The sequence below is a fragment of the Streptomyces sp. KL116D genome (genome assembly GCF_030766975.1).
In the GTDB taxonomy this organism is placed as follows: domain Bacteria; phylum Actinomycetota; class Actinomycetes; order Streptomycetales; family Streptomycetaceae; genus Streptomyces; species Streptomyces longispororuber_A.
On the sequence record NZ_JASERH010000035.1, the window covers coordinates 317,776 to 343,388 of the forward strand.

The 25,613-nt window shown below is 73.4% G+C and carries 23 protein-coding genes; 13 read left to right on the forward strand and 10 right to left on the reverse strand.

The window, feature by feature from the left end; all coding sequences use genetic code 11:
• Nucleotides 1-31: 31 nt before the first annotated feature.
• From RBJ77_RS14595 to RBJ77_RS14605, 3 genes are read right to left on the reverse strand one after another with little or no spacing between them, the layout of a single operon-like run.
• Entirely contained in the window at nt 32-1,366 is a 1,335-nt protein-coding gene (locus RBJ77_RS14595; protein WP_372345406.1) for an MFS transporter, read from the reverse strand.
• Nucleotides 1,363-2,211 (reverse strand): SDR family NAD(P)-dependent oxidoreductase, encoded by an 849-nt coding sequence (locus RBJ77_RS14600; protein ID WP_372345407.1) that lies wholly within the window; start codon nt 2,209-2,211, stop codon nt 1,363-1,365. Before RBJ77_RS14600 ends, RBJ77_RS14595 begins: the two co-directional genes overlap by 4 nt.
• Entirely contained in the window at nt 2,208-3,605 is a 1,398-nt protein-coding gene (locus RBJ77_RS14605) for a flavin-containing monooxygenase (RefSeq protein WP_372345408.1), read from the reverse strand. Before RBJ77_RS14605 ends, RBJ77_RS14600 begins: the two co-directional genes overlap by 4 nt.
• A gap of 139 nt (nt 3,606-3,744) precedes the next feature.
• Between RBJ77_RS14605 and RBJ77_RS14610 the strand changes: the two genes are divergently transcribed.
• The gene (locus tag RBJ77_RS14610; RefSeq protein WP_372345409.1) at nt 3,745-4,881 is read left to right on the forward strand and encodes a helix-turn-helix domain-containing protein; all 1,137 of its coding nucleotides are present in this window, start codon (nt 3,745-3,747) and stop codon (nt 4,879-4,881) included.
• 21 nt (nt 4,882-4,902) lie between these two features.
• On the opposite strand, the gene RBJ77_RS14615 is transcribed toward RBJ77_RS14610, so the two are convergent.
• Together RBJ77_RS14615 and RBJ77_RS14620 are read right to left on the reverse strand one after the other, a co-directional pair.
• Nucleotides 4,903-5,811, reverse strand: a complete 909-nt coding sequence (locus tag RBJ77_RS14615) for a PPK2 family polyphosphate kinase (protein WP_372345410.1) — start codon at nt 5,809-5,811, stop codon at nt 4,903-4,905.
• A gap of 54 nt (nt 5,812-5,865) precedes the next feature.
• On the reverse strand, nt 5,866-7,251 hold the full coding sequence (locus RBJ77_RS14620) for a PhoX family protein (protein WP_372345411.1): 1,386 nt from the start codon (nt 7,249-7,251) through the stop codon (nt 5,866-5,868).
• Between the two features lie 154 nt (nt 7,252-7,405).
• Here RBJ77_RS14620 and RBJ77_RS14625 point away from each other — a divergent pair, with 154 nt between their 5' ends.
• Nucleotides 7,406-8,008, forward strand: coding sequence for a hypothetical protein (locus RBJ77_RS14625; protein WP_372345412.1), 603 nt, complete (start codon nt 7,406-7,408; stop codon nt 8,006-8,008).
• Here RBJ77_RS14625 and zapE read toward each other — a convergent pair.
• Nucleotides 7,930-9,000 (reverse strand): cell division protein ZapE, encoded by a 1,071-nt coding sequence (gene zapE / locus RBJ77_RS14630; protein ID WP_372345465.1) that lies wholly within the window; start codon nt 8,998-9,000, stop codon nt 7,930-7,932. The genes RBJ77_RS14625 and zapE overlap by 79 nt on opposite strands.
• 82 nt (nt 9,001-9,082) lie before the next feature.
• On the opposite strand from zapE, the gene RBJ77_RS14635 reads away from it, so the two are divergent.
• The 5 genes from RBJ77_RS14635 to RBJ77_RS14655 all read left to right on the forward strand — a co-directional run bounded on the left by RBJ77_RS14635 (nt 9,083) and on the right by RBJ77_RS14655 (nt 13,626).
• Nucleotides 9,083-9,904, forward strand: a complete 822-nt coding sequence (locus RBJ77_RS14635; protein ID WP_372345413.1) for a pyrimidine reductase family protein — start codon at nt 9,083-9,085, stop codon at nt 9,902-9,904.
• 132 nt (nt 9,905-10,036) lie between these two features.
• Nucleotides 10,037-10,510 (forward strand): indole-3-glycerol phosphate synthase, encoded by a 474-nt coding sequence (locus RBJ77_RS14640; RefSeq protein WP_372345414.1) that lies wholly within the window; start codon nt 10,037-10,039, stop codon nt 10,508-10,510.
• 115 nt (nt 10,511-10,625) lie between these two features.
• Nucleotides 10,626-12,029 (forward strand): UDP-N-acetylmuramate--L-alanine ligase, encoded by a 1,404-nt coding sequence (murC, locus tag RBJ77_RS14645; RefSeq protein WP_372345415.1) that lies wholly within the window; start codon nt 10,626-10,628, stop codon nt 12,027-12,029.
• Nucleotides 12,030-12,034: 5 nt separating this feature from the next.
• Nucleotides 12,035-12,442, forward strand: a complete 408-nt coding sequence (gene msrB, locus RBJ77_RS14650; protein WP_372345416.1) for a peptide-methionine (R)-S-oxide reductase MsrB — start codon at nt 12,035-12,037, stop codon at nt 12,440-12,442.
• Nucleotides 12,442-13,626: a damage-control phosphatase ARMT1 family protein gene (locus RBJ77_RS14655; RefSeq protein WP_372345417.1), complete on the forward strand. Its 1,185-nt coding sequence runs from the start codon at nt 12,442-12,444 to the stop codon at nt 13,624-13,626. Before msrB ends, RBJ77_RS14655 begins: the two co-directional genes overlap by 1 nt.
• 11 nt (nt 13,627-13,637) lie before the next feature.
• Here the strand turns inward: RBJ77_RS14655 and RBJ77_RS14660 are convergent, their stop codons facing one another.
• Nucleotides 13,638-14,879 carry a cytochrome P450 gene (locus tag RBJ77_RS14660; protein WP_372345418.1) on the reverse strand — a complete coding sequence of 414 codons (1,242 nt, stop codon included), beginning with the start codon at nt 14,877-14,879 and terminating at the stop codon, nt 13,638-13,640.
• Nucleotides 14,876-15,649 carry an alpha/beta fold hydrolase gene (locus RBJ77_RS14665; protein ID WP_372345419.1) on the reverse strand — a complete coding sequence of 258 codons (774 nt, stop codon included), beginning with the start codon at nt 15,647-15,649 and terminating at the stop codon, nt 14,876-14,878. The genes RBJ77_RS14660 and RBJ77_RS14665 overlap by 4 nt, the downstream gene beginning before the upstream one ends.
• Before the next feature lie 97 nt (nt 15,650-15,746).
• Here RBJ77_RS14665 and RBJ77_RS14670 point away from each other — a divergent pair, with 97 nt between their 5' ends.
• The 3 genes from RBJ77_RS14670 (at nt 15,747) to phsA (ending at nt 20,994) form a co-directional block, all read left to right on the forward strand.
• Entirely contained in the window at nt 15,747-16,628 is an 882-nt protein-coding gene (locus tag RBJ77_RS14670) for a pentapeptide repeat-containing protein (protein ID WP_372345420.1), read from the forward strand.
• Between the two features lie 152 nt (nt 16,629-16,780).
• The gene (cyc2, locus tag RBJ77_RS14675; RefSeq protein WP_372345421.1) at nt 16,781-19,018 is read left to right on the forward strand and encodes a germacradienol/geosmin synthase Cyc2; all 2,238 of its coding nucleotides are present in this window, start codon (nt 16,781-16,783) and stop codon (nt 19,016-19,018) included.
• A 68-nt stretch (nt 19,019-19,086) separates the two neighbouring features.
• Nucleotides 19,087-20,994, forward strand: coding sequence for an O-aminophenol oxidase PhsA (gene phsA, locus RBJ77_RS14680; RefSeq protein ID WP_372345422.1), 1,908 nt, complete (start codon nt 19,087-19,089; stop codon nt 20,992-20,994).
• 3 nt (nt 20,995-20,997) lie between these two features.
• Here phsA and RBJ77_RS14685 read toward each other — a convergent pair whose 3' ends face one another.
• Entirely contained in the window at nt 20,998-21,798 is an 801-nt protein-coding gene (locus RBJ77_RS14685; protein WP_372345423.1) for a gamma-glutamyl-gamma-aminobutyrate hydrolase family protein, read from the reverse strand.
• 95 nt (nt 21,799-21,893) lie between these two features.
• On the opposite strand from RBJ77_RS14685, the gene RBJ77_RS14690 reads away from it, so the two are divergent.
• Nucleotides 21,894-22,754 carry a LysR family transcriptional regulator gene (locus RBJ77_RS14690; protein ID WP_372345466.1) on the forward strand — a complete coding sequence of 287 codons (861 nt, stop codon included), beginning with the start codon at nt 21,894-21,896 and terminating at the stop codon, nt 22,752-22,754.
• 119 nt (nt 22,755-22,873) lie between these two features.
• Nucleotides 22,874-23,470, forward strand: coding sequence for a PDZ domain-containing protein (locus RBJ77_RS14695; RefSeq protein ID WP_372345424.1), 597 nt, complete (start codon nt 22,874-22,876; stop codon nt 23,468-23,470).
• A gap of 52 nt (nt 23,471-23,522) precedes the next feature.
• On the opposite strand, the gene RBJ77_RS14700 is transcribed toward RBJ77_RS14695, so the two are convergent.
• Nucleotides 23,523-24,275, reverse strand: coding sequence for a metallophosphoesterase (locus tag RBJ77_RS14700; protein ID WP_372345425.1), 753 nt, complete (start codon nt 24,273-24,275; stop codon nt 23,523-23,525).
• A gap of 205 nt (nt 24,276-24,480) precedes the next feature.
• On the opposite strand from RBJ77_RS14700, the gene RBJ77_RS14705 reads away from it, so the two are divergent.
• Nucleotides 24,481-25,608 (forward strand): aminopeptidase P family protein, encoded by a 1,128-nt coding sequence (locus RBJ77_RS14705; RefSeq protein ID WP_372345426.1) that lies wholly within the window; start codon nt 24,481-24,483, stop codon nt 25,606-25,608.
• The last annotated feature ends 5 nt before the right edge of the window (nt 25,609-25,613 follow it).

Below are 25,613 nucleotides of genomic sequence, written 5' to 3' on the forward strand. Positions count from 1 at the left end.
CCCGTGCTGCGCGCGGCCGGGTCCCGCCCCGTCAGCGGGCCGCTTCCCCGTCCAGGGCGTAGCGCCGCTGGAACAGCACGGCGACGCCCATGAGGACGGCGGGCAGGGCGGTGAAGCCCCACAGGAGGGCCCGCAGGGCCGCGTCGGTCTGGGCGACCGTGTCCCCGTCCGTCGTGGAGACGAAGCCCGCCACGGCGAGGACCGCGGCGTACGCGTAGGGGCCGACGGCGGTGCCCGTCGCCTCGGTCGCCGTCCACACGCCGGTGTAGGCGCCCGCGTCGGCGGTGCCCCGCGCCTCGGCCGCCGCGACCACGTCGGGCAGCATCGAGAACGCGAAGAGCTGGAGCCCCGCGAAGGCCGCGCCCATGACGACGACCACCGCGACCGTCGCCGCCGTGCCGAGGGTGCGGCCCGGCAGCAGCGCGACGGAGCCGGCGAGGAACAGGCCCTGCGCGACCAGGAGTCCGCGCTGCTTGCCGGTGCGCCGGGAGACCCGCAGCCACAGCGGCCCCACGACGGTGGCCGGCACCAGGAAGGCGCCCATGAGCACCGCCGTCAGGGAACGGTCGCCGAGCACGTACTGCGTGTAGAAGGGCAGCGCGGCGAGGAAGAGGTGGGTGGTGGTGCCGGTGAAGAGGTACGAGAGCAGCAGGGCGCGGAAGTCGCGGTCCCGCCAGGCCGCCCGGACGTCGTCGCGCACCGAGTGCCGTCGCTCGCGCGGGGTCCGGAACCCGCAGTGGCCGGTGAGCCGGCGGACTCCGGCGACCGCGAGCAGCCCGGACACGACGAGGCCCCCGGCGAGCAGCAGCGCCATCCGCGCGTAGGCGGAGCGTTCGCCGGACGACACGAGGAGCGGCGCCGTGACGCCCGCCGCCAGCAGGCCCAGGGTCAGGAACGCCATCCGGAACATGAAGACGCGGGTGCGTTCGTGGTAGCCGATGCGCAGATCGGACGGCGTCGTCAGGTACGGCACCTGGAAGCAGGCGAACAGCAGGTTCCCGGCGATGTAGCAGGCGCCGACCCACAGCGCGGCGTCCGTGCCGGTGAACCCGGACGGCACGGTGAACATCGCGGTCCAGGCCACCGCGAGGAGCAGCCCCCAGCGCAGCATGGCGCGGCGGTGGCCGGTGCGGCGGGCCTGCCGGTCGGAGCGCGAGCCGAGGAACGGGTGGACGACGATGTCGACGAGCTTCGGCAGCAGCAGCGTGGTGCCGGCCAGGAACGCGGGCACGCCGAGGGTCTGCGTCAGGAAATAGAGCAGCAGGAGCCCCGGGACCGTCACCCACAGGCCCATGCCGACCGACCCGGCGGCGTACAGGCTGAGGTCACCGGTCCTGGCCCGGGTGTCCGCCACCGCCGTGCTCACGGCGCGGACCGGTGCCGACGGACCACGCCCGCCGCGAGCTCGGCGCCCTCGAACGCGTTCGCGTGGACGCGGGACGCGAGCGTACGGGCGACGATGCGGTCGGTGAGCCGGGGCAGGTGCCGGGCCAGGAAGAACTCGACGGAGCCGCGCCGCGTCGTCGGCAGGTCGCGGCGCACGCGGCGGCCGAGCCCGGCGCGCAGCACCGTGTCGACGACGCCGTCCAGGGGCTCGTAACTGCTCATGCCCTCCAGGGAGAGGCCGGCCGCGGCGGTCGAGTCGTGGATGGGGCTGCGGACGGCCGACGGGTAGACGCAGGTGACGCCGACGTGGGTGCCGAGCTCCAGGCGCAGGGCGTCGGCGTACGCGACGAGCGCCCGCTTGGACGCGCCGTAGGCGGCGGCGAGCGGCAGCTGCATCGCGGCCATCCGCGAGGAGACCATGACGACCCGGCCGCGAGCGGCGACGAGGGCGTCGACGCAGGCGGCGGTCGTCCGCCAGGTGCCCAGCAGGTTCAGGTCGAGCTGGCGGCGGACCTCGTCGCCCGGCGGGAGCTCGGCCGGGGCGGGGCCGCCGGTCCCGGCGTTGTTGATCAGCAGGTCGAGTCCGCCGAGCTTCTCCAGGGCCGCGGCCACCGCGACCGGCACGTCGGCGTCGTCGGTGAGGTCGCAGGCCAGCACCTCGACCGGGTCGTCCGCGCCCGGCGCCAGATCGAGGCCCACGACGTGAGCGCCCATCCCCGCGAGCCGGGCGCAGATCGCGCGGCCGAAGGTGCCGGAGGCGCCGGTGACGAGGACCCGCAGGCCATGGGCGTCGCGCAGGCCGCGCGGGGTCGGTGAGGTGCTCATGGGGCGCTCCGGTCCTGGTCTGCGAGTGCGGCGGGCGTGGTGCGGGCGGCGGTGAACGGGCGGGCGCCGCGCTTCAGCCGGGCGGCGCCCGCGGCGAGCTCGCGCGGCACGTCGGCCACGTACTGGTCGAAGTCGATGCGCATGGCGGGACGGCGTTCGCCCCAGCGCTCGACGGCGGCGCGCAGGGCGTGGGCCGCGGCGCGCCGCTGGTCGTCGGGGGACGGCAGGGCGTAACTGCCGCCGAAGTGGGCGGCGGCCAGCTTGGCCTGGGCCTCGACCACGGGGAGCGCGGCACCGGTCGACTGCATCAGACCGACGAAGCACAGGCTCGGGTCGTCCAGGTGGAACACCCGCTTGTACAGCCGCAGCCGCTCGGGGTCGGCGCCCAGCCAGCGCTCCGACAGGAAGGGGATGGAGACGCGGTAGCCGGTCGCCCACACGATCACGTCGACGCGCTCGCGCCGCCCGTCCGTGAAGACGACGTGGTCGCCGTCGAGCCGCTCGACGCCGGGGCGCGCGGTGACCTCGCCGTGGGTGAGGCGGTGCAGGATCGTGTCGCTGATCGTCGGGTGGTTCTGGAACAGGCCGCCGGCCGGCGCGGGCAGCCCGTAGCTCTGCGGGGTGCCGACGGCGAGCCTGAGCATCGTCTCGGCGACCCGCTGCCGCAGCCGCCACGGCAGCACGGCCAGCGCGCCGCCGGTCGCGTCCGACGGCCGCCCGAACAGGTACTTGGGCACGATGTGCACGCCGTGCCGGGCGGACAGCAGGACCGGACCGCGGGCCACGTGGGAGGCGTCGACGGCGATGTCCATCGCGGAGTTGCCCATCCCGACGACCAGCACGTGCCGGTCGCGGAACACCTCGGCGGTGCGGTGGTCGTGGGCGTGCAGCTGGCTGCCGTCGAAGGTGCCCGGGTAGGCCGGGTCGGGCCACCGCGGGTCCCAGTTGTGCCCGTTGGCGACCACGACGGCGTCGAACCGCTCGGTGGCCGTGCCCCCGTCACCCGCGTCGCTCGTCACCGTCCAGCCGGCCCCGACCCCGTCTGCGGATCGCTCCACCGACGTCACCGTCGTCCCGAACCGGATGTGCGCACCGAGCCCGAACTCCTCGCAGTAGTCGGCGAGGTACCCGGCGACCAGGTCGGCCGACGGATAGTCCGGCCAGTCGGCGGGCATCGGGAAGTCGGCGAACTGGGTGCGGCCCTTGCTGGTGTTCAGGTGCAGCGAGGCGTACGCGGGGGACAGCCCGCTGCTGTTGTCGCGCACCCACAGACCACCGGGCCGGTCCCCCTGCTCGTACGCCACCGGCTCCGCGCCCACGTCCAGGAGCGCCTTCACGGTGGCGAGACCGGCCGCTCCCGCGCCGATCACGGCGACACGACAGGGTGCGGGCATGGAGCGGCTCCTCGGGGCGGGCGGTCAGGCTGTGGCTGCCGCCAACCGTAGGAGCCGTTTTCCCTGATGGACATGGATCCCGGCACGCGATTCGGGCCCTCCGTTGTGCCCGGCCACAACAGGAGGCAGGATCCCGGTCATGGCACGACAGGACAGCTGGCACGGCATGGTCGACCTCATCGAGCGGGTCGTCGGCGAGGACGACCTGCTGCCCTCCGTGGTGACCGGGGTGCGCAGCACCGTGCGGGAGGTGGCGGTGCTGCCCACGGCGGACATCGCCGGGCACACCCGCGCACTGCTCGCGGCGGCCACCCGGGCGCTGGCCGCGCGGCGCGGTCCGACGGAGGCGGAGCTGTCGTTCGTCGAGGAGCTGGGCTCCACCCGGGCCCGCCAGGGCGTGCCGATCGAGGCGGTCCTCGGCGCGATCCACGTCGCCGAGCGGGCGATCTGGTCCCGCGCGAGGGACGCCGCGGCCTCCGCCGGCATCGAGGCCCATGTGCTGCTCGACGCACGGGAGTTGTACGACGACTGGGCGCAGGCCGTGCGGTCCCGGCTGATCACCGCGCACCGGGCCGCCGACACCGGCAGGCAGACCGGCGACCGCGATCTGGTGGTGCTGCGGCGGCTCCTCGAAGGCGGTTCGGCGGCGACGCTGGCCGCGGCCGAGGCGGGCCTGCCGGCCGGCGGCGGACTGTGGGTCCTCGTCGCCCGTCCCGACGACAGCGCCCTCGAACAGTCCCTGCGCGATCAGGGTCCGGTGCTCATCGCCCACCTGGACGGCCTGCTCGTCGGCGTCTTCACCCGGGCGCCGGGCGCGCGGGCGGCCCGTCGGCTCGGCGGCGGGCCCGCGGGTCTCGCGGGGCCGGCGGAACCGGAGGAGCTCGGCACCGTGCGGCGGCTGGCGCTGTCCGCGCTGACCGCGGCGGAGTCGACGGGCCGCACCGGCGTCGTGCACGTGGCGGACGTCGCCGTCCTCGCGGCGGTCGCCGACCGGGCCGACCTCGCCGCGATGCTCACCGACCGGCACCGCCCGGCACGGGCCGAGCTCGGCGCCCACGCGGAAGCGGTCGCGGCGGCCGTCCGCGCCTGGCTGGAGTCGGGCCGCGATGTCTCGGTGGCCGCCGAGCGCCTCTTCGTCCACCCGAACACGGTCCGCAACCGCGTCCAGCGCTTCGCCGCCCTCACCGGCATCGACCCGGCGGACCCCTTCGGGGCGATGACCGCGTGGTGGCTGTGCCGGGCCTGGCTCGCCGCGGACGAGGACCAGCAGCGCTGAGCCGGCCGCCGCGGCCCGCGGTCAGTCCATCGCCAGCAGCTGCCGCCGGCACTCCGCGACGTCGAACTCCGCCTTCGGGTACTGCGGGTCGATGGCCTCCAGATGCTCCGTGAGGAGCTTGCTGACGGCCCAGTTGCGGTACCACTTGCGGTCCGCCGGGATCACGTACCAGGGCGCCGCGTCCGTCGAGCAGCGCTCCAGGGCGATCTCGTACGCCTCCTGGTAGGCGGGCCACAGGGCGCGGTCCTCGATGTCCCCCGGACTGAACTTCCAGTACTTGTCCGGGTTGTCGAGGCGCGCGAGCAGGCGCCGCTTCTGCTGCTCGTACGAGATGTGCAGGAAGCACTTGACGATCGTCACGCCGTCGTCGGCGAGGGACTTCTCGAAGCGGTTGATCTGGCCGTACCGACGGCCCAGCTGACTGCGCGTGACCAGCTCCCGCACGCGGGCGATGAGGACGTCCTCGTAGTGGGAGCGGTCGAAGATGCCGATCTCGCCCGGCTCCGGCAGCGCCTGCATGACGCGCCACAGGAACGGGTGCTTCAGCTCATCCGGCGTGGGCGCCTTGAACGCCTTGATGCGGCAGCCCGACGGGTTGAACAGCCCGATGACGTGCTTGACGGTGCCGCCCTTGCCGCTGGTGTCCATGCCCTGGAGGATGAGCAGGATCCGGCGCCGGTCACCGGCCGAGCCCGCGGCCCACAGGCGTTCCTGGAGGTGGGCGAGGTGCTCGCCCAGCCGGGCGGTGGCGGCGACGCCCGCCGCCTTGTCCCGCGGTCCGCCCGGTGTAGCGGCCGCGTCGTACGCGGACAGGTCCACGCGCTCGCCTTCGGGGATGCGCAGCAGCTCGCGCAGAGCGGGCGGGGCGGACGCCTTGCCGGCCTTGCCGCCCTTCCCCCGGGCATCCTGCTTCTTCTTGCCCTTCGCCACCGCGCACCCCTTCCGGTCAGGTCCTACGATCCTGCGTCGGTCCGGACGCCTCCGCTACTTGTGCCAGGGCCCGGTGACGGCGAACGTCGTACCGGGCGTGTAGCAGTTCACGTACATGGTGTCGCCGTCGGGGGAGAAGGTGACACCCGCGAACTCGCCCCATTCGGGATCGTCCGCCGTCCCGATGTTCTGCCGGCCGCGCGCCATCGCGTAGACCTCTCCCTTCCTGGTCACGCCGAAGACGTGCTGCGCGCCCGCGCCGTCCTCGCACACCATGAGGCCGCCGCTCGGCGCGAGACAGATGTTGTCGGGCTCCTCGCCCGGCAGCTGCACGTCGGTGTCCGGGCCGAAGACCACGACCAGCGTCAGCCGGCGCGACGCGGGGTCGTAGCGCCAGATCTGGCCGAAGTGGTCCGCGGCCGACCCCTCCCGGCTGCGGGCGTACGACGACACGAAGTAGACGCACGACCCGCCCCAGTAGCAGCCCTCCAGCTTCTGGGCGTGCGTGATGCCCCGGGGGCCGAAGTCCTGGTTGCGGATGGGGGTCTGGGCGGCCAGCGGGTCCGGCACGTCGACCCACTCGACGCCGCCGAACGTGGCGCCGGTCTCCTGGACCGCCGACAGGTCGGGCACCCCCGGCACCCGCATGGCCTGCAGCCGGCCGCCCGCGCGCAGCGAACCGAGCCCGCCCTCCGGCTTCTTCGGCAGGAAGCGGTAGAACAGCCCGAAGGGCTTCTCGAAGGCGTCCTCCGTCTCGTACACGACGCCCCGCCGCGGATCGACGGCGATCGCCTCGTGCTGGAAGCGGCCCATCGCGGTGAGCGGCACGGCTCCCGAGCGGTGCGGGTCGACCGGGTCCACCTCGAAGATGAAGCCGTGGTCCTTGGTGTAGCCGTTCGTGCCGGCCCGGTCCTCGGTCTCCTCGCAGGTGAGCCAGGTGCCCCAAGGGGTGGGCCCGCCCGCGCAGTTGACCGCCGTACCGGCGATGGCGACGCGCTCGGACAGTACCTCGTTGTTCCGGTCGAGGGTCAGCGCGGTACAGCCGCCCTTGCCCATCGGGTCGTACGTGAGGCCCTCGACGGTCGGCACCCCGATCTTGCCGGTGACCCGGTTCTCGTGGTTGCGCACGAGGTGCACGCGGCCGTGTCTGCCCGCGAACGCGGCCATGCCGTCGTGATTGCTGGGCACCTTGCCCTCGCCGGACCGGAGGGGTTCGCCCTCGCGGGAGAGCACCTTGTAGTGGAAGCCCTTCGGGAGGTCCAGCAGCCCGGCCGGGTCGGGCACCAGCGGCCCGTAGCCGCTCTTGCCCTGCGCCGCGGCCGACCCGGCGAACAGCTCGGAGAGGGCCCCGGCGAAGGTGATCCCCACCCCCAGCGCGCCGGAGCGGGCGAGGACCTGACGTCGTGTTGCGGACTGCCGTGCATCGGTGGTGCGTGACATGAGAGCAACTTCCTGTTGGCGGACAGGACTGTGACCCGGCTGTGTCTATCACGCGTTTTTCGCCACGGGAACCACGCGCGTAGCAAGTGCAGTTGGGGGCTGGTTACTCGTGTAAATGATCTATTCTCCGGATCAGTGACCGGGGGGAGTCCGGATGGTGCCGGGGGTGGTCCGCAGGGTGGACCGGGTGGTGGTGCGGGTTCTGGTGCGCCGTGAGCAGGGTTTCGGCCCGGGACGCCGCGAGCCCACCCGGTTCCAGGTGTCCCTGTGGCGCCATCCCGTGCGCGCGGGAGCCGTGTTCGCGGTCGTGGTGGCGGCGATGTTCACGACGGGCGCCCTCGTGCTGGGCATCCCGTTCGCCCCGGCCGACGGGCTGCTGGTGGCCGCCGTGGGGGTGGCGCCGGGCCTCCTCGTCGCGCTGCTGCTGCGCTGGGAGGGGATGGCGCACGGCGCCCTTGAGCACGCCGGTCCGGCCGAGGCGCCGTCGGGGCGACGGATCGCCGCCCGCCTCGCCGTCACGTGGGCGGTGCTGACGGTGGCGGTGCGGGTCCGGGACGGATCGGCGGACTGGCTCGTCAGCGCTGTCGTGGCCGCGGCCCTGACAGCACTCGGCACCGCGGGCGGCTTCGTCGTGAGCCACGTGGTGGCACGCCGCCGTCGCCGCACGCAGGACGAGGGTCAGTCCCGCACCAGCCCCTTCGCGTCCCGCGCCAGTGCCGTGAGCCGGGAGATCGCGCGGAAGTACTTCTTGCGGTAGCCGCCGTTCAGCATCTCCTCGCTGAACAGCTTGTCGAACGGCTCGCCGGCCGCGAGGACCGGGATCTCCCGGTCGTAGAGCCGGTCCGCCAGGACGACGAGACGCAGGGCCGTCGACTGGTCGGGGATCGCGCTCACGTCCGTCAGGCAGACCGCCGAGAGGTGGTCCGTCAGGGCGCCGTACCGGCTGGGGTGCACCCGTGCGAGGTGCTCCAGGAGGTGCGGGAAGTCGTCGAGGGAGGCGCCCTCGGTGGCGTACGCGGCCTTGGTGACCTGCTCGTCGGTGAACGGCGCCGGGGCCTCGGGCAGGCCGCGGTGCCGGTAGTCCTCGCCGTCGATGCGCAGCGGGTGGAAGTGCGCGGACAGGCCCTGGATCTCGCGCAGGAAGTCGGCGGCCGCGAACCGGCCCTCACCGAGCTTGCCCGGCAGCGTGTTCGAGGTCGCGGCGAGCGCGACGCCCGCGTCGACCAGCTTGCCGAGCAGCGTCGACACGAGGACGGTGTCGCCCGGGTCGTCGAGCTCGAACTCGTCGATGCAGAGCAGCCGGTGGCCGCCGAGGGTCTTGACCGTCTGCTGGAAGCCCAGCGCGCCGACCAGATTGGTCAGCTCCACGAACGTGCCGAACGCCTTGTACGCGGGCTCGGCCGGAGTCGCGTGCCAGAGCGAGGCCAGGAGGTGGGTCTTGCCGACGCCGTAGCCGCCGTCGAGGTAGACACCGCGCGGCCCGGTCGGGGCGGCGGGCTTCTTCGCGAACCACTTGCGCTTGCCGGCCCCCGTGGCGTGCGCCCCGCCGAGACCGGCGGCGAAGGAGCTCAGGACCTGTACGGCCTGCGTCTGGCTCGGCTGGTTCGGGTCCGGGATGTACGTGTCGAAGCGGGCGGAGCTGAACCGCGGCGGCGGCACCATCTCCGCGACCAGGCGCTCCGCGGGCACGTGCGGCTCACGGGCGCACAGGGACAGCGGCGCCGCGTCGGGTATGGGGCTGATGCCCATCTGGCTGGACTCCCGGGAGTCGGTGGCTTCGGTGGAGGACGACACGGTTCCCCAGCTTAGTTGCCGTGCCACACTGCACGTCATGCGACGCCTGTTCCCTGTGACGTACGAAACAGCAGCTGACAAGGGGTACGAGGGGCAGGAGGTGCGCGAGGGTCCGGTGGGCCGTGAGTGGACCCTCGACGAGCTCGCCGACGCCTACGCCTACCCGCCCGAAGCGGAGCGCGCCGCGTGGCTGCGCGCCAACATGGTCTCCACGCTGGACGGCGCGGCCCAGCACGACGGCCGCTCCCAGCCCATCTCCTGCCCCACGGACATGCGGATCTTCGGCACCCTGCGCGGCCTCGCCGACGTCGTCGTGGTCGGCGCGGAGACGGTCCGTCTGGAGGGGTACCGGCCGGCCAGGGCCCGCGAGGCGTTCACCGCGCGCCGGGCCGCCGCGGGCCAGGGACCGGCCCCCGCCATCGCGGTCATCAGTGCGAGCCTCGACCTCGACTTCGGCCTTCCGCTCTTCACCCAGCCGCTGGTGCCGACGTATCTGATCACAGGCGCGGGGGCCCCGCCCGACCGGCTCGCGGCCGCCCGCGCGGCGGGCGCCGAGGTGCTCGTCGCGGGCGAGGGCGCGACGGTCGACCCGGACCGTGCGGTGCGCGCCCTCGCCGACCGTGGCCTGCGACGACTGCTCACCGAGGGCGGGCCGCGGATGCTCGGTCAGTTCGTGGCCGCGCGGGTACTCGACGAACTGTGCCTGACGGTGTCGCCGATGCTCACCGCGGGGGACGCGCAGCGCATCGCGGGAGGGTCGACGCTCGCCGTGCCGGAACGTTTCGAGCTGGCATCTCTTCTGGAGGAGGACGGTTTTCTCTTCACCCGATACCGTCGGAGCCGACACTCAGCGGAATGAGCCGTTCCGTTTAGCTTCCGCTGGGCACACTAAAAGTCGCAGACCCCGTGCGGCCACGGGGCAGGATGGTTTCCGCAGGTCCCCAGGGCCCGTCGCAGGACGGCCCACGGCAGGAGAAGAAGGGCGCCCGTCGTGTTCACGAGCGTATTGATGATCGAGAAGGCCCTGACGTCCGCCGACGTGGAGTTCGTCACCACCTTGCACGGCGATGAGCAAGTCTCCTTCCACGTGCTGATCCAGCCCCGCGGCGACCAGGCGGACCGCCTGCTGCGGGCCATCGACGACGTCGCGCTGGGCGAGCTGGACGAGGCGGCGCGGGAGGACGAGGTCCCCGAGGGCGACGACGCCAAGGCCCCCGGCGAACAGGCGCTGAGCGTCTCCCTGGCCGCACTGCACCAGGCGGGCTGCGCGGCCGAGGGCCGGTTCGTCGAGGACCACCCGCTCGACGCCCTCAAGGCACTGGTCGACGAGGTGCGGGCGGACGAGGTGATCGTCCTGACCGACCCGCACTACGTCGAGGAGTTCTTCCACCGGGACTGGGCCTCGCGGGCCCGGCACAAGGTCGGCGTACCGGTCCTGAAGCTGTTCTCGTACAGCAAGGCGTAGCCCCCGCAGCGCGGAGGGTGCGGGGCGGACGGGGCCGAGGCAATAGGCTGGCCCCGTCCGTGGCCGTCCCGGCCGCGGCTCAGGACATCCGAAGCACCTCAGGGGAGACACGCGCATGGCACCCGGCCTGCCCCAGTCCATGGCCGACATGGACCGACCGCACTTCATCGGCATCGGCGGCGCCGGGATGTCGGGCATCGCAAAGATCCTCGCCCAGCGCGGCGCCCGGGTCGCGGGCAGCGACGCCCGCGAGTCCGCCACGGCCGAGGCCCTGCGCACGCTCGGCGCCACCGTGCACATCGGCCACGACGCCGCGCACGTGTCCCCCGAGGCCACCTGCGTCGTCGTCTCCTCCGCGATCCGCGAGGACAACCCGGAGCTGCTGCGCGCCAAGGAGCTCGGCATCCCGGTCGTGCACCGCTCCGACGCCCTCGCGGGCCTGATGGACGGCCTGCGCCCCATCGCGGTGGCGGGCACCCACGGCAAGACGACCACGACGTCGATGCTGGCCGTGTCCCTGTCCGCGCTCGGCCTGAACCCCTCCTACGCGATCGGCGGCGACCTGGACGCCCCCGGTTCGAACGCGCTGCACGGCGAGGGCGACATCTTCGTCGCCGAGGCCGACGAGTCGGACCGCAGCTTCCACAAGTACCGGCCCGAAGTCGCGATCATCCTCAACGTCGAGCTCGACCACCACGCCAACTACGCGTCGATGGACGAGATCTACGACTCCTTCGAGACGTTCACGACGAAGATCGTCCCCGGCGGCACCCTGGTCATCGCCGCCGACCAGGAGGGCGCGGCCGAGCTGACCCGGCGCATCCGCGACACGACGTCCCTCAAGGTCGTCACGTACGGCGAGTCCGAGTCCGCGGACATCCGCATCCACAAGATCACGCCGCGCGGTCTGGCCAGCGAGGTCACCGTCCTGCTCGACGGCAAGCTGCTCACCTTCACGGTCTCCGTCCCCGGCCGCCACTACGCGCACAACGCGGTCGCGGCCCTCGCGGCGGGCGTCGCCCTCGGCATCCCCTCCCGGAACCTGGCCGGGGCCCTGAAGTCCTACACCGGCGTCAAGCGCCGCCTCCAGCTCAAGGGCGAGGTGAACGGCGTGCAGGTCATCGACTCCTACGCCCACCACCCCACCGAGATGACGGCCGACCTGGAGGCCATGCGCTCGGCCGCCGGGGACGCCCGCATCCTGGTCCTCTTCCAGCCCCACCTCTTCTCCCGCACCCAGGAACTGGGCAAGGAGATGGGCGACGCCCTCGCCCTCGCGGACGCCTCCGTCGTCCTCGACATCTACCCGGCGCGCGAGGACCCGATCCCCGGCATCACCAGCGCCCTGATCATCGACGCCGCCCGCGCGGCCGGCGCCGACGTGCAGGCCGCCCCCGACAAGGACGCGGCGGTCGCGGCCGTGGCGGGAATGGCCAAGCCCGGTGATCTCGTTCTCACCATGGGCGCGGGCGACGTGACGGAGCTCGGCCCGCGGATCCTGGAACAACTGGAGGGCTGAGGGACATGTCGTACGACGTCGAGAAGCCGGACGAGCAATGGCGCGCGGAGCTCAGCCCGGCGGAGTACGCGGTACTGCGCCAGGCCGGCACCGAACCCGCCTTCGTCGGTGAGTACACGGACACCAAGACCGAGGGCGTCTACTCCTGTCGCGCCTGCGGCGCGGAGCTCTTCACGTCGACCGAGAAGTTCGAGTCGCACTGCGGCTGGCCGAGCTTCTACGACCCGAAGGACTCGGACGCCGTCGAACTGATCGAGGACCGCTCGCACGGGATGGTGCGCACCGAGGTGCGGTGCGCGCGGTGCGGTTCGCACCTCGGGCACGTCTTCGAGGGCGAGGGCTACCAGACGCCCACCGACCAGCGGTACTGCATCAACTCGATCTCGCTCAGGCTGGCGCCCGGCGCCCAGTGATGGCGAGCCACGACCGCCCGGGGCCCGAAGCCCCCGTCATCACCTCCGACGCTCCGGGGTCCTTCCCCCGGAGCGTGCTCGCCGAGCGGCATCCGGCGCTGATCCGGAAGGTCCGGGACGCCTTCCCGTACGGGCCCGAGCAGCACGCCGCGCTCGACGCGCTCCTCGCGTCGGGCGAGCGGGGCGTCATCGAGCCGCTCGGCCCCGGCGCGCACGACCGCGAGCAGTGGCAGTGGTGGGGGCGCGAGCAGTTCGGGCGGTCGTGGTTCGAGGCGCCGTTCCTGTGGGCGGAGAGCTACTTCTACCGGCGGCTCCTGGAAGCCGTCGGCTACTTCGCGCCGGGCCCCTGGCAGGGCGTCGACCCGTTCCGTCCGTTCAAGCAGGCCGAACTGCGGACGGCCGAGGCGGCGCAGGAGCTGCGGGCCGTCGACCGGCTCGCGAAGGAGCCCAGGGCCGTCCAGGACCGGGCGCTGCTGCACGGCTCCCTGTGGGGGAACCGCGCGGACCTCGGGTTCCGGATCACGGCCGGGAGCGGCGACGAGCAGGACCGGCCGCTCGTCGCCGACGACGCGCAGGCCCTGTGGTCCCTGCTGCCCGAGGGCGGCCGGGCCACCGTGTACCTCGTCGCGGACAACGCCGGACGGGAACTCGTCCCCGATCTGCTGCTGATCGACCACCTGCTGCGGCACGCCCGCGCCGGACGGGTCGTGCTGCACGTCAAGCCGTATCCGTACTTCGTCTCCGACGCGATCACCGCCGACGTCGTCGACTGCCTGCGGCACCTGCGCGGCGCCGAGGGGGCCGCCGCCGAGGTGGGGGAGCGGCTGTGGCGGGCGATGACGGACGGGCGGCTCGCCGTGCGGGCGCACCCTTTCTCCTGCGCGCCGCTGCCGTACGCGGACATGCCGGACGACCTGCGCCGGGACTTCGCGCGGGCCACCGTGACCGTCCTCAAGGGCGACCTGAACTACCGGCGCCTCGTCGGCGACCGGATGTGGGCCCCCACCACGTCGTTCGCCGAGCGCACCGCCCACTTCCCCGGCCCCGTCGCGGCGCTGCGCACCCTGAAGTCCGACGTGGTCGTCGGCCTCGACGCGGACACCGAGGCGGCCCTCGTCGCCGCGCACGGACAGCGGTGGCGGGCCGGCGGCACGCACGCGCTGATCCAGGTGCGGGCCGGCTGACCGACGCCCCGTCAGTTCCGTGCCACGGACAGCTCCTTGATCCCGTTGATGAAGTTGGACACCAGTCGCCGCGGCGGCGCGGCGAGTTCCAGGGTCGGCAGGGCTTTGGCCAACTCCTCGTACAGCACCCGCAGTTGGAGCCGGGCGAAGTGCGCGCCCAGGCAGACGTGCGGGCCGTCGCCGAAGGAGACGTGCGGGTTGGGGGAGCGGGTGAGGTCCAGGCGGAACGGGTCGGGGAAGACGCGCTCGTCGTGGTTGGCGGCGGCGTGGAACACGACCACCTTGTCGCCCCGGCCGATCCGCACCCCCGCGAGCGTCGTCTCCCGGACGGCCGTGCGGCGGAACGTGAGGACCGGCGGATGGCGGCGCAGCAGCTCGTCGACCGCCGACGCCGGATCGACCGCCCCCGCACGGAGCCGCCGGTACGCGGCCGGGTCCTCGGCGAGCAGCGCCAGACCGCCCGGGGCCGCGCTGCGGACCGTGTCGTTGCCCGCGATCGTCAGCAGGAAGAAGAACATCTGCCGCTCGGGCGGGGTGAGGCCGGGATCGAGGGCGAGCGTCGTCATGACGTCGTCCCCGGGGTGGGCGCGTTTGTGCTCCGTCAGCTCGTCGGCGTAGGCGAACATGTCGGCCAGCGCGGACGGCGAGCGCGGGTTCACCGGCGGACCGGCGGCCGACGGGGGCGCGGCGCCCTCGTCCGGGTCCTGGTAGCCGATGACGCGGCGGGTCCAGTGCAGGAGCAGACCCCGGTCCTGTTCCGGGACGCCGAGCAGGTCGGCGAGGTTGAGCAGGGCGTAGTCGTCGGTGACCGTCCCGACCAGGTCGACCGGGTCCCTCCCCTCCGCCGCGACCGCCTCGGCCAGCAAGGACGCCGCCCGCTCGCGGGCCGACCGCTCGAACGCCGTCACCCGGCGCGGCGTGAACGCCCGGCTCACCAGGCGGCGCAGCCTGCCGTGGGCGGGCGGGTCCTGGTTGAGCATCATGCCGCGGATGAACGGGAGGTCCGCCGGATCGGGGTCGCGGATCTGGGTGGCGCCGACGCACGACGAGTACGTCGCCGCGTCCCTGAGCACCCGGACCACGTCCGCGTGCCGGGTCACCGCCCAGAAGCCGGGGCCCTCGGGCCAGCCGAGGACCGCCGGCTCCGGCTGCCACGCCACCGGGTGGTGGTCGCGCAGCGTGCGGTACCGGTCGTGCGGGACCCCCTGGGCGTACCGGCGCGGGTCGAAGACGTCCGGCACCGCGGGGGTCACGCGCCGTCCGCCCGCAGGAAGTCCTCCACCACCCGGACCAGCGCGAGCGGCGCCTCGTCCATCGCGTAGTGGCCGCACACCGGCAGGTCGACGAGCTCGCCGCGGGAGAACCAGCGCAGCCACGTGTCGCGCATCAGGGCCGCCGACAGGGCCGGGTCGAGCTGTCCGGTGACCGTCAGCGCCGGCGTCGTACAGCCCTCCAGGTCGCGGTGGAAGTCGTCACCGGTCCACGAGTCGAGCCAGGCCCGGAACGCCTTGACGTCGCTGCGGGCCAGCGAGCGCGCCACCATGCGGTCCAGCCACGCGGCCGGCCGGACCCCGCCCGTGGTGACGTCGAGGATCGCCCGGCGGTGCTCGGGCTTGGTGTCCGCGGTGGAGAACAACTGCCACTGCTCCGGCGGCAGTTGCAGACCGGACGCCGGGACGGGGGAGACGCCAGCGAGACGGCGCACCCGGTGCCGGGCCGTCGCCACGACGCGCTGCGCCACGCTGCCGCCCATCGAGTGCCCGACCAGCGAGAAGCGGTCCCAGCCGAGCCGGTCGGCGAGGTCGAGCACGTCCGCCGCGCCCTCGGCCGTCGTGTACGCGCCCGGGACGTCCTTCGCCTCCCCGTAGCCCCGCAGGTCCACCAGCGCGTACTGGAAGGACGTGCGGTCCAGATCGGGGACGACCGGCGCGTACGCCGAGCGGTCGGCGAACCAGCCGTGCACCGCGATCACCTTGTGCGGACCGTCACCGTGCAGTTCGTGCGGCAGGACGAAGGAGGCCACGTCGACTCCTGGAGTGTGGGGGCGGGTGCCGGACGCCGTCCACGGTGGCGCGGGCCCGCCCGGGCCACAAGAGGGCGCGCGGCGGCGATCGGCGACAATGGGGGGCGTGACCTCCCGCGACGCCTCCCGCAGCACCTCCCACGCCGCCGCTTCCGGTGACGCTTCCGATGCCGTCCGCCGCCCCGAGCTGCGCGCCGACTGCGGCAGCTGCTTCGGCCTGTGCTGCGTCGCGCTGCCGTTCGCCAAGTCCCAGGACTTCGCGCGCAACAAGAACGCCGGCACCCCCTGCCAGAACCTCCGGGACGACTTCCGCTGCGGCATCCACGCCACCCTGCGCGACGACGGCTACCGGGGCTGCACCGTCTTCGACTGCTTCGGCGCCGGACAGCAGGTCTCCCAGGTCACCTTCGAGGGCGTCGGCTGGCGCGAGCGGCCCGAGAGCGCACGGGCCATGTACGAGGTGTTCCCGGTCATGCGTCATCTGCACGAACTGCTCTGGTACTTGACCGAGGTCCTCGACCTCGACCGGGCCGGGCCCGTGCACCGCGACGCCCGCCGCGCCCTCGACGACATCGAGCGGCTCACCCGCGCGAGCGCCGATGAGGTGGCCGCCGCCGACGTGCCCGCCATCCGCGGCGACGTGAACGCGCTGCTGCTGAAGGCGAGCGAGCTGGAACGGGCGGCGGTCCCCGGCCGCAAGAAGAACCACCGCGGCGCCGACCTCGTCGGCGCCCGGCTGCGCAAGGCCACCCTGCGCGGCGCCACCCTGCGCGGCGCGCTCCTGGTCGCCGCCGACCTCACCGGCGCCGACCTGCGCTCCGCCGACCTGATCGGCGCCGACCTGCGCGACGCACAGCTCGCCGGAGCCGACCTCACCGGCGCGATCTTCCTCACCCAGGCCCAGCTGAACGCGGCCCGCGGCGACGCCACGACCCGGATCCCGCCGGGCCTGCGCCGCCCCGCGCACTGGGCCGCGTAGGACCTGCCCGGCGCACACCGACGGCGCGTGCGGACAGCGGGGCGCAGCAGGGTCTTCCCCGATTGTCCGGGGAACAGTCCCCGTTCACGCGATGGTGCGATCATGTTCCGCCCCGTGGATGGGTGTTGACGCCCAGGGGTAGGGCGGCGCTCATGACACAGCAGTCCACCCAGCCCTTCCAGCTGCCGCGCTTCTACATGCCGTACCGGGCGCGCCTCAACCCGCACCTCGACGAGGCGCGCGCGCACTCCGCGGCGTGGGCGCGCGAGATGGGCATGCTGGAGGGCAGCGGCATCTGGGAGCGGAGCGACCTCGACGCGCACGACTACGGCCTGCTCTGCGCGTACACGCACCCCGACTGCGACGGGCCCGCGCTGTCGCTGATCACCGACTGGTACGTGTGGGTCTTCTTCTTCGACGACCACTTCCTCGACATGTACAAGCGCACCAACGACCGGGAGGGCGGCAAGGCGCACCTCGACCGGCTGCCCCTCTTCATGCCGATGGACCTCGACGACGCGGGCACGGAGGTGCCGGAGCCGCGCAACCCCGTCGAGGCGGGCCTCGCCGACCTGTGGCGGCGCACCGTGCCCGCGATGTCGGCGGACTGGCGCCGCCGCTTCGCCGAGTCGACCGAGCACCTGCTGAACGAGTCGATGTGGGAACTCTCGAACATCAACGAGGGCCGGATCGCCAACCCCGTCGAGTACATCGAGATGCGCCGCAAGGTCGGCGGCGCCCCCTGGTCGGCCGGGCTCGTCGAGTACGCGACCGCGGAGGTCCCCGCGCCGGTCGCCGGGTCACGGCCGCTGCGCGTCCTGATGGAGACGTTCGCCGACGCCGTGCACCTGCGCAACGACCTGTTCTCGTACGAGAGGGAGGTCCGCGACGAGGGCGAACTGTCCAACGGCGTCCTGGTCCTGGAGACGTTCTTCGACTGCACGACGCAGGAGGCGGCGGAGGCCGTCAACGACGTGCTCACCTCACGGCTGCACCAGTTCGAGCACACCGCGTTCACCGAAGTGCCCGCGCTCGCCGTGGAGAAGGGGCTCGCACCGGACCAGTTCGCGGCCGTCGCCGCGTACGCGCGGGGGCTGCAGGACTGGCAGTCCGGCGGCCACGAGTGGCACCTGCGGTCCAGCCGCTACATGAACGAGGGCGCCGTACGGGACGCGTCACCGCCGGGCGGGCCGACCGGCATCGGCACCGGCTCCACCGCCGTGCGCACGCTGTTCGACGCGCTCGGCGCCGAGCGGCTGCGGGCGTACACGCACGTGCCGTACCAGAAGGTCGGCCCGTCCCCGCTGCCCGACTTCCCCATGCCCTTCGACCTGCGGCTCAACCCGGCGCTCGACGGCGCGCGCGAGCGGCTGGTGCCGTGGGCGCAGCGGACGGGCATCCTGGCGGAGGGCGTCTGGGACGAGGACCGGCTCGCCGCCGCCGACCTGGCGCTCTGCTCGGCGGGCATCGACCCGGACGCCACCCCCGAGGCCCTGGATCTCAACGCGCAGTGGCTCGCCTGGGGGACGTACGCCGACGACTACTACCCGCTGGTCTTCGGCCACCGCCGCGACCTGGCCGCCGCGAAGCGGTGCACCCGCCGCCTGTCGGACTGCATGCCCGTCGAGGGGGAGCCGGTCCCGGCCCCCGCCAACGCGATGGAGCGCGGCCTCGCCGACCTCTGGCTGCGCACGGCCACCGACATGACGCCCCGGCAGCGGCGCACCCTGAAGGCCTCCGTCGAGGTCATGACGGAGGCCTGGGTGTGGGAGGTGGCCAACCAGCTGCAGAACCGCATCCCCGATCCCGTCGACTACCTGGAGATGCGCCGCGCCACCTTCGGCGCCGACCTGACCATGAGCCTGTGCCGCCTCGGCCACGGCCCCGCCGTACCGCCGGCCGTCTACCGCAGCGGCCCCGTCCGCTCCCTGGAGAACGCCGCCGTCGACTACGGAATGCTGGTCAACGACGTGTTCTCGTACCAGAAGGAGATCGAGTACGAAGGCGAGATCCACAACGCGATCCTCGTCGTGCAGAACTTCTTCGGCATCGACCACCCGCGGGCGCTGCGCATCGTGACCGACCTGCTGACGCAGCGCTTGCGGCAGTTCGAGCACGTCGTCTCCCACGAACTCCCCGCCCTGTACGAGGACTTCCGGATGACCGGCGAGGCGCGGGCGGTCATGGAGGGGTACGTCGGCGAGCTGCGCGACTGGATGGCGGGGATCCTCAACTGGCACCGGAAGGTGGCCCGTTACCGGGAGGACCACCTCGCGCGCCGCGCGCACGGATTCGTCCCCGACCGCCTTCCGTCGGGCCCCGGTTTCCGAACCTCCGCGTCCGGAATGGGCGCTTCAGGGAACTTCGATGGTGTTCCGTCCGTCTTGTGAGGTGAGACGGCCACTGACCGGCCGTACCGACGGGGGACTCCACGAGAACACACGGGGGTGTTCTTACTTTGACCGAGATCATCGAGCGCATCGCGGAGCAGGCGGCGGAACAGGGGCAGCAGGCAGAGCAGCCGGAGCGGACAGGGCGACGGGCGGCCGCGGGGGAACTGGAGCCGTACGCCGCGCCGTTGACCGTCCCGCCCGTCCTGCGGCCGGACTCCGACGACGTGCGCACGGAGACCGAGATCGCCCTGCGGCCCACCTGGCAGCGGCTGCACCCGCAGCTGCCGGCGACCCTCATGTGGGGGTACGAGGGGTCGGTGCCGGGTCCGACGATCGAGGTGCGGCGCGGACAGCGCGTCCGGATCGCCTGGACGAACCGCATCCCGAAGGGCAGCGAGTATCCGGTGACGGCGGTGGAGGTGCCAGTCACGACACCGAACCCGAGCACCGAGCCGGGCCGCCACGACGTCCCGCCGAGCGCCGACGTGGCCGCCCTGCCCGCCTGGACCGTGACGCACCTGCACGGCGCGCAGACGGGCGGCGGCAACGACGGCTGGGCGGACAACGCGGTGGGGTACGGCGACGCCCAGCTCGCCGAGTATCCGAACGACCACCAGGCGGTCCAGTGGTGGTACCACGATCACGCGATGAACATCACGCGGTGGAACGTGCAGACGGGTCTGTACGGCACGTACCTCGTCCGTGACGACGAGGAGGACGCGCTCGGACTGCCGTGCGGCGAGCGGGAGATCCCGCTGCTCATCGCCGACCGGAACCTGGACACGGACGAGGACGGCGCGCTGAACGGGCGGCTGCTGCACAAGACCGTGGTGATCGACCCGAGGAACCCGGAGACCGGCAAGCCCGTGTCCCTGCCGTTCACCGGCCCGTACACCACGGTCAACGGCAGGATCTGGCCGTACGCGGAGGTGGCGGCCGGGTGGTACCGCTTCCGCCTGGTGAACGCGTCGAACGCGCGCATCTACGACCTCGTCCTCGTCGACGAGGACGGCGCGCCGGTGCCCGGCGTCCTGAAGCAGATCGGCAGCGACGGCGGGCTCCTGCCGCGCCCCGTGCCGGTCGACTTCGACGGCGCGCTGCCGACGCTGACCGTCGCTCCGGCCGAGCGCATGGACCTGCTCGTCGACTTCGGGGCCCTGGCGGGCCGCCGGGTCCGCCTGGTGAACAAGGGGCCGAACCAGCCGGCGGGCGTCCCGGACGTGCCGGGCAACGTGCGCCATCCGCACGTCATGGAGTTCCGGGTGGGCGAGTGCGCCGAGCCGGACCCGTTCGTCCTGCCCGAGGTGCTCTCCGGTTCCTTCCGCCGGCTGACGCACGACATCGAGCACGGGCACCGGCTGGTCGTGCTCACCCCGCCCGCGACCAAGGGCGGCGGCGGACACCCGGAGATCTGGGAGATGGTGGAGGTCGAGGACCCCGCCGACGTGGTGGTCCCCTCCGACGGAGTCCTTCAACTCGTCGACGACAAGGGCAGGACGAAGACCTACCGGCGGATCTCGCGGACCTTCAACGACGGGCTCGGCTTCAGCGTCGCCGAGGGCAGCCACGAGCAGTGGAGCTTCCTGAACCTGGCGGTGAACCCGCCGGTCGTGCATCCCATGCACATCCACCTCGCCGACTTCCAGATCCTCGGCCGCGACGCGTACGACGTCTCCGGTTTCGACGTGACGGTCGGCGGCACGACCGATCCGGTGACGTACGACCCGGGCACCACGGTCCCGCTGCCGCCGAACGAGCGGGGGTACAAGGACGTGTTCCGCGCACTGCCCGGTCAGATGCTGCGCGTCATGGGCAGGTTCGACGGGGCGTACGGGCGGTTCATGTACCACTGCCACCTGCTGGAGCACGAGGACATGGGCATGATGCGGCCCTTCGTCGTCCTGCCGGCGGAGGCCCTGAGGTTCGACCACGGGGCCGGGCACGGCGGCGGGCACGGGGGCCACACCGGGTAGCGCTCAGCCGGACACGGAGGCGGCCGCCGCGTGCGCCACCGCCGCGCGGGCGAGCGCCTGCACGACGGGGTGCGGGCGGCTGCCGTCGCCGTACAGCTCCGGCTGGAAGAGGGTGGCCAGGAAGAACGGGTGCTGTGCGGTGGGCAGTTCGGCGATGCGGACCTGTCCGTCCTCGTCGGTCCCGGTGAACCGCAGGCCGTGCGCGCGCAGCGTCTCCAGGTGCGCGGCCGGACCGTACTGGCAGTGGTAGCGCTCGACGGTGCGGTCCGCGCCGAGCACCGACTCGGCCAGCGAGCCGCCCGTCACCGTCACCGTGCCCTCGTGGCCGACCAGGGAGCAGGCCAGCGGGGCGATGAGGAAGTCGTCGGCGCCGGGGTCGTTCTCGGCGTGCGCGACCCCGGTCAGTCCGCACACGCCGCGCGCGTACTCCAGGAGCGTGTGCTGGAAGCCGCCGCACGTGCCGAGGAACGGGATGCCGTCCTCGCGGGCCGTACGGATCGCGGCGAGCGCCCCGGCCTCACTGCGGTACGGGCTGCCGGGCAGCACCCACACGGCGTCGAACTCCCCGACCGCGCCCGGGACTTCGGCGTCCTCGGTCGGGATCCAGTACGCGTCGAGGGCGAGGCCCTCACGGGTGGCGAGCGCGTCGAGGAGCAGCGGGACGCGGGTGTGCGCGACGACGCTCGGGGAGCGGTCGCCGACCAGGGCGAGCCGGGCGGGGACAGGGGCGGGAGCGGAGACGGGGGTGGGCTTGGGGGTGAGCGTGGGCGTGGGGGAGGCCGGGGGCCGCGGTGCGAAGGTCATGCCGGTCATCGTCGACGCGCGGCCCGATTCACGTCCAACGATGAAAACTGCACTCTCCATAAGCGTTCCTGATGCGGTCCGGGATCATGGACGGCATGGACCCGCACCTGCTGCGCACCTACGTCACCGTCGCCCGCCTCGCCTCCTTCTCGGCCGCCGCCGACGCCCTCGGCTACACCCAGTCCGCCGTCTCGCAGCAGATCGCGGCGCTGGAACAGGACCTCGGGGCCCCGCTCCTCACCCGCCGTCCCGTCGTCCCGACCCCGGCGGGCGAGCGGCTGCTCGAACACGCCGCGCCGCTGCTGCTGCGCCTGGACGCGGCCCGCGCCGACGTCCGGCGCACCGCGGCGGCTCCCGGGCAGGGGCTGACCCTCGCCGTCACGCCGACAGCGCTGCGCGACCGGACCGCCGCGCTGCTGCCGCACACCGCCGTGACCGTGCGCGTGCTGCCCCGTGACGCGATACCCGCCGAGGTCGCGACGGGCGGCGCCGACCTGGGGATCGTGGACGGTGTCGCCGCGCCCAGCGACCCGCTCCGGCTGCCCGACGTCGCCCCGCTCACCACCCGCGGCGTCGCCGAGGAACCCGTCCACGTCGTCCTGCCGGAGCGCCATCCGCTGGTCCGCCGGTCCGGCCTGCGGCTGGCCGACCTCGTCGACGCGCGCTGGCTCGACGCCCCCGGCGCGGGCGTCCCGCTCGACCAGTTGCGCGCGGTCCACGGGGGCGGCGGCTTCCGCCCGGCGCTGCGCTACGACGGCACGGACCTGCGCACGCTGCTCGCCCTCGCGGCGGCGGGGCACGGCCTGACGGTGCTGCCCGCCGCGCTCGCCGGCAGCGCGCCCGGCACGGTCCGGGTACCGCTGACGGCGCCCCGTGTCGTGCACCGTACGGAGCTCGTCCACGCGGGGGAGCCGAGCGGTCCCGCCGCCCGGTTCGTCGCGGCCCTGATCGGCTGAACCGGGCGCCGAGCCGCACGGACCGTCGCGCGTTCGAGCGGGGTCCGGCACTCTCACTCGTTCGTGGATCGTCGCGCGCCACAGCGGAGGGTAGAGCTCTGGCCGGAGGCGAGCGACCTATGGAACAGACTGCGTTGCGTCCCAAGTCCATGCCGGGAGCGCCGGGGCCCGACCCCGGCGGCGGCCCCGAGCGGAAGCGGCGGCAGAGGCCGCCCCGGCGCCCGCACGCCGCGCGCCGCCGGGGCAGGCGCCTGGCCACCGCTCTGTTCGGCCTGTTCTGCGCGGTCGTCCTGGTGCTCGCCGGGGTGGGCCTCGGCACCGTGGGCGCCACGGTCATCGGCATGAGCAGACTGGCCGAGATGCAGCAGCAGGCGGCGGCCGGCCCGCCTCGGAAACCCGCCCCGTCGTCCGCGCCCCCGACCGGGGCCCCGGCCCCGCGGCCCACCGCACGGGGCGGCCTCGGGGTGGAGGTCGTCGACGCGCCCGAGGGCCCCGGCGCGCTCGTCGTCGCCGTCCACGTGCCGGGGCCCGGCTACACGGCCGGACTGGTGCGCGGCGACGTCCTGGTGCGCCTCGGCAAGGCGGAGATCGGCTCGGCGAGCGATCTGGCGGCCGTCGTCGGGGACGCCCGCCCCGGCCACCAAATCGTCATGACGGTCCGTCACGACAGCGGCAGCCGACAGCAGTTGGCCGTGACGCCCGGTGTCGTGACCTGACGGCAGGACAGAGGCGGGAGCGGGATCGGGCGCGAGTGGGGGAGGGGAGCGGTCAGACCGTCCGGAAGTGGGTCGTCAGCCGCCGTTCGTCGTCCAGGACGTGGAAGGCCAGACCGACCGGCGCGTCCAGGTCCGCGACCTGCTCGCCCTCCCAGGGCAGCCGCAGCGTCCACGTCACCCCGGGACCCACCACCAGCGGCCGCCCGGCGAAGGTGGTCGAGGCCGGCGTGTGGGCGTGCCCGGTGATCACCGCGACGATCTCCGGCCGCCGGTCCAACAGGTCCGCCAGCGACCGGGGCCGGCCGAGCTGGTAGCGGTCCGGCAGCGGATGGTGCAGCGCCACCGGCGGGTGGTGGAAGGCGAGCAGCACCGGCGTCCCGCCGTCGAGCGCGTCGAGCTCCGACTCGATCCAGGCGTACGTCTCCGCGTCGAGCTCGCCCTCGTCGGCGCCCGGGATGCTGGAGTCGCACAGCAGGATCGCCGTCCCGCCCACCCGGTGCGCGCGGTTGACCGGGCCGTCGCCGGCCGGTTCGCGCAGCAGTGCCTTGCGGTAGGGGCCGCGGCTGTCGTGGTTGCCGGGGCAGGGCAGGACGGGGAACGGGCGGCCGGCGTCGTGCAGTCCGAGCAGTTCGGCCGCTTCCTCGTACTCCGCCTCGGCGCCGTGGTCCGCGATGTCGCCGGTGACGAGCAGTGCGTCCACCGGACCGGGCAGTGCCCGCAGGTGGTCCATGACACGGCGGGCCCGCTCGGTGGCGCGCGGGGTCCCGTCCAGGTGCAGATCGCTGATCTGGGCCAGCACAAGCATGGCGTACGTCCTTCGGGCTCCGGAGGTCCTTAACGGTTAATCAGGATCTAACCATTAGAGCTAATGTCTGGGCAATGCTCAGGCATTAGATGACTGTCCTGGAGGGGCGAATCCATGGCCATGGGGTGGACTCGCGCCGTCCCGCACGGGCGGGCAGGATGCTGCCCGTAGACCCGCACACCCGCATCCGTACGGAGGCCCGGACATGACGACCGGTACACCCGCGCCCTTCACCGCCGCCGACTACAAGACCCGCATGGACCGGGCCGCGCAGTCCGCCGCCGACGCCGGGCTCGCCGGAGTACTGGTCGCGCCGGGCCCCGACCTGGTCTGGCTCACCGGCTACCACGTGCCCGCCGACACCGAGCGGCTCACCCTCCTCGTCCTCGCCGCGGGACAGGAGCCCACGCTCGTCGTCCCCAAGCTGGAGGCCCCCGACGCCGCGAAGGCCGCGGGCGCCGGCGCGATGGCGCTGCGCGACTGGACCGACGGCGTCGACCCGTACGGGGTCGCCGCCCCGCTGCTCGACGTCGCCGGCCGCTTCGGCGTCAGCGACAACGCCTGGGCGATGCACCTGCTGGGCCTGCAGAAGACGCTGCCCGACACCTCGTACGTGTCCCTGACCGAGGCGCTCCCGATGCTGCGCGCCGTCAAGGACGCCGCCGAACTGGAGCGCCTCGCCGCCGCGGGCGCCGCCGCCGACGCCACGTACGAGGAGATCAAGAAGGTCACGTTCGCGGGCCGCGAGGAGAACGACATCGCCCGCGAACTCGCCGCGCTGCTCCGGCAGTTCGGGCACTCGCAGGTCGACTTCACCGTCGTCGGCTCCGGGCCCAACGGCGCCAACCCGCACCACGAGGCGAGCGACCGCGTCATCCAGGACGGCGACATGGTCGTGCTCGACTTCGGCGGCCTCAAGCACGGCTACGGCTCCGACACGACCCGCACCGTGCACGTCGGCGAACCCACCGCCGAGGAGCGCAGGGTCCACGACATCGTGCGCGAGGCGCAGACCGCCGCCTGCGACGCCGTGCGGCCCGGCATCGCCTGCCAGGACGTCGACCGCGTCGCCCGCAAGGTCATCACCGACGCCGGGTACGGCGAGTACTTCATCCACCGCACCGGACACGGCATCGGCGTCACCACGCACGAACCCCCGTACATGATCGAGGGCGAGGAGCAGGAACTGGTGCCCGGCATGTGCTTCTCCGTCGAGCCGGGGATCTACCTGCCCGGCCGCTTCGGCGTCCGCATCGAGGACATCGTCACCGTCACCGAGGACGGCGGCCGGCGCCTCAACAGCACCGCGCGCGAGCTGGCCGTCGTCGGCTGACCCGC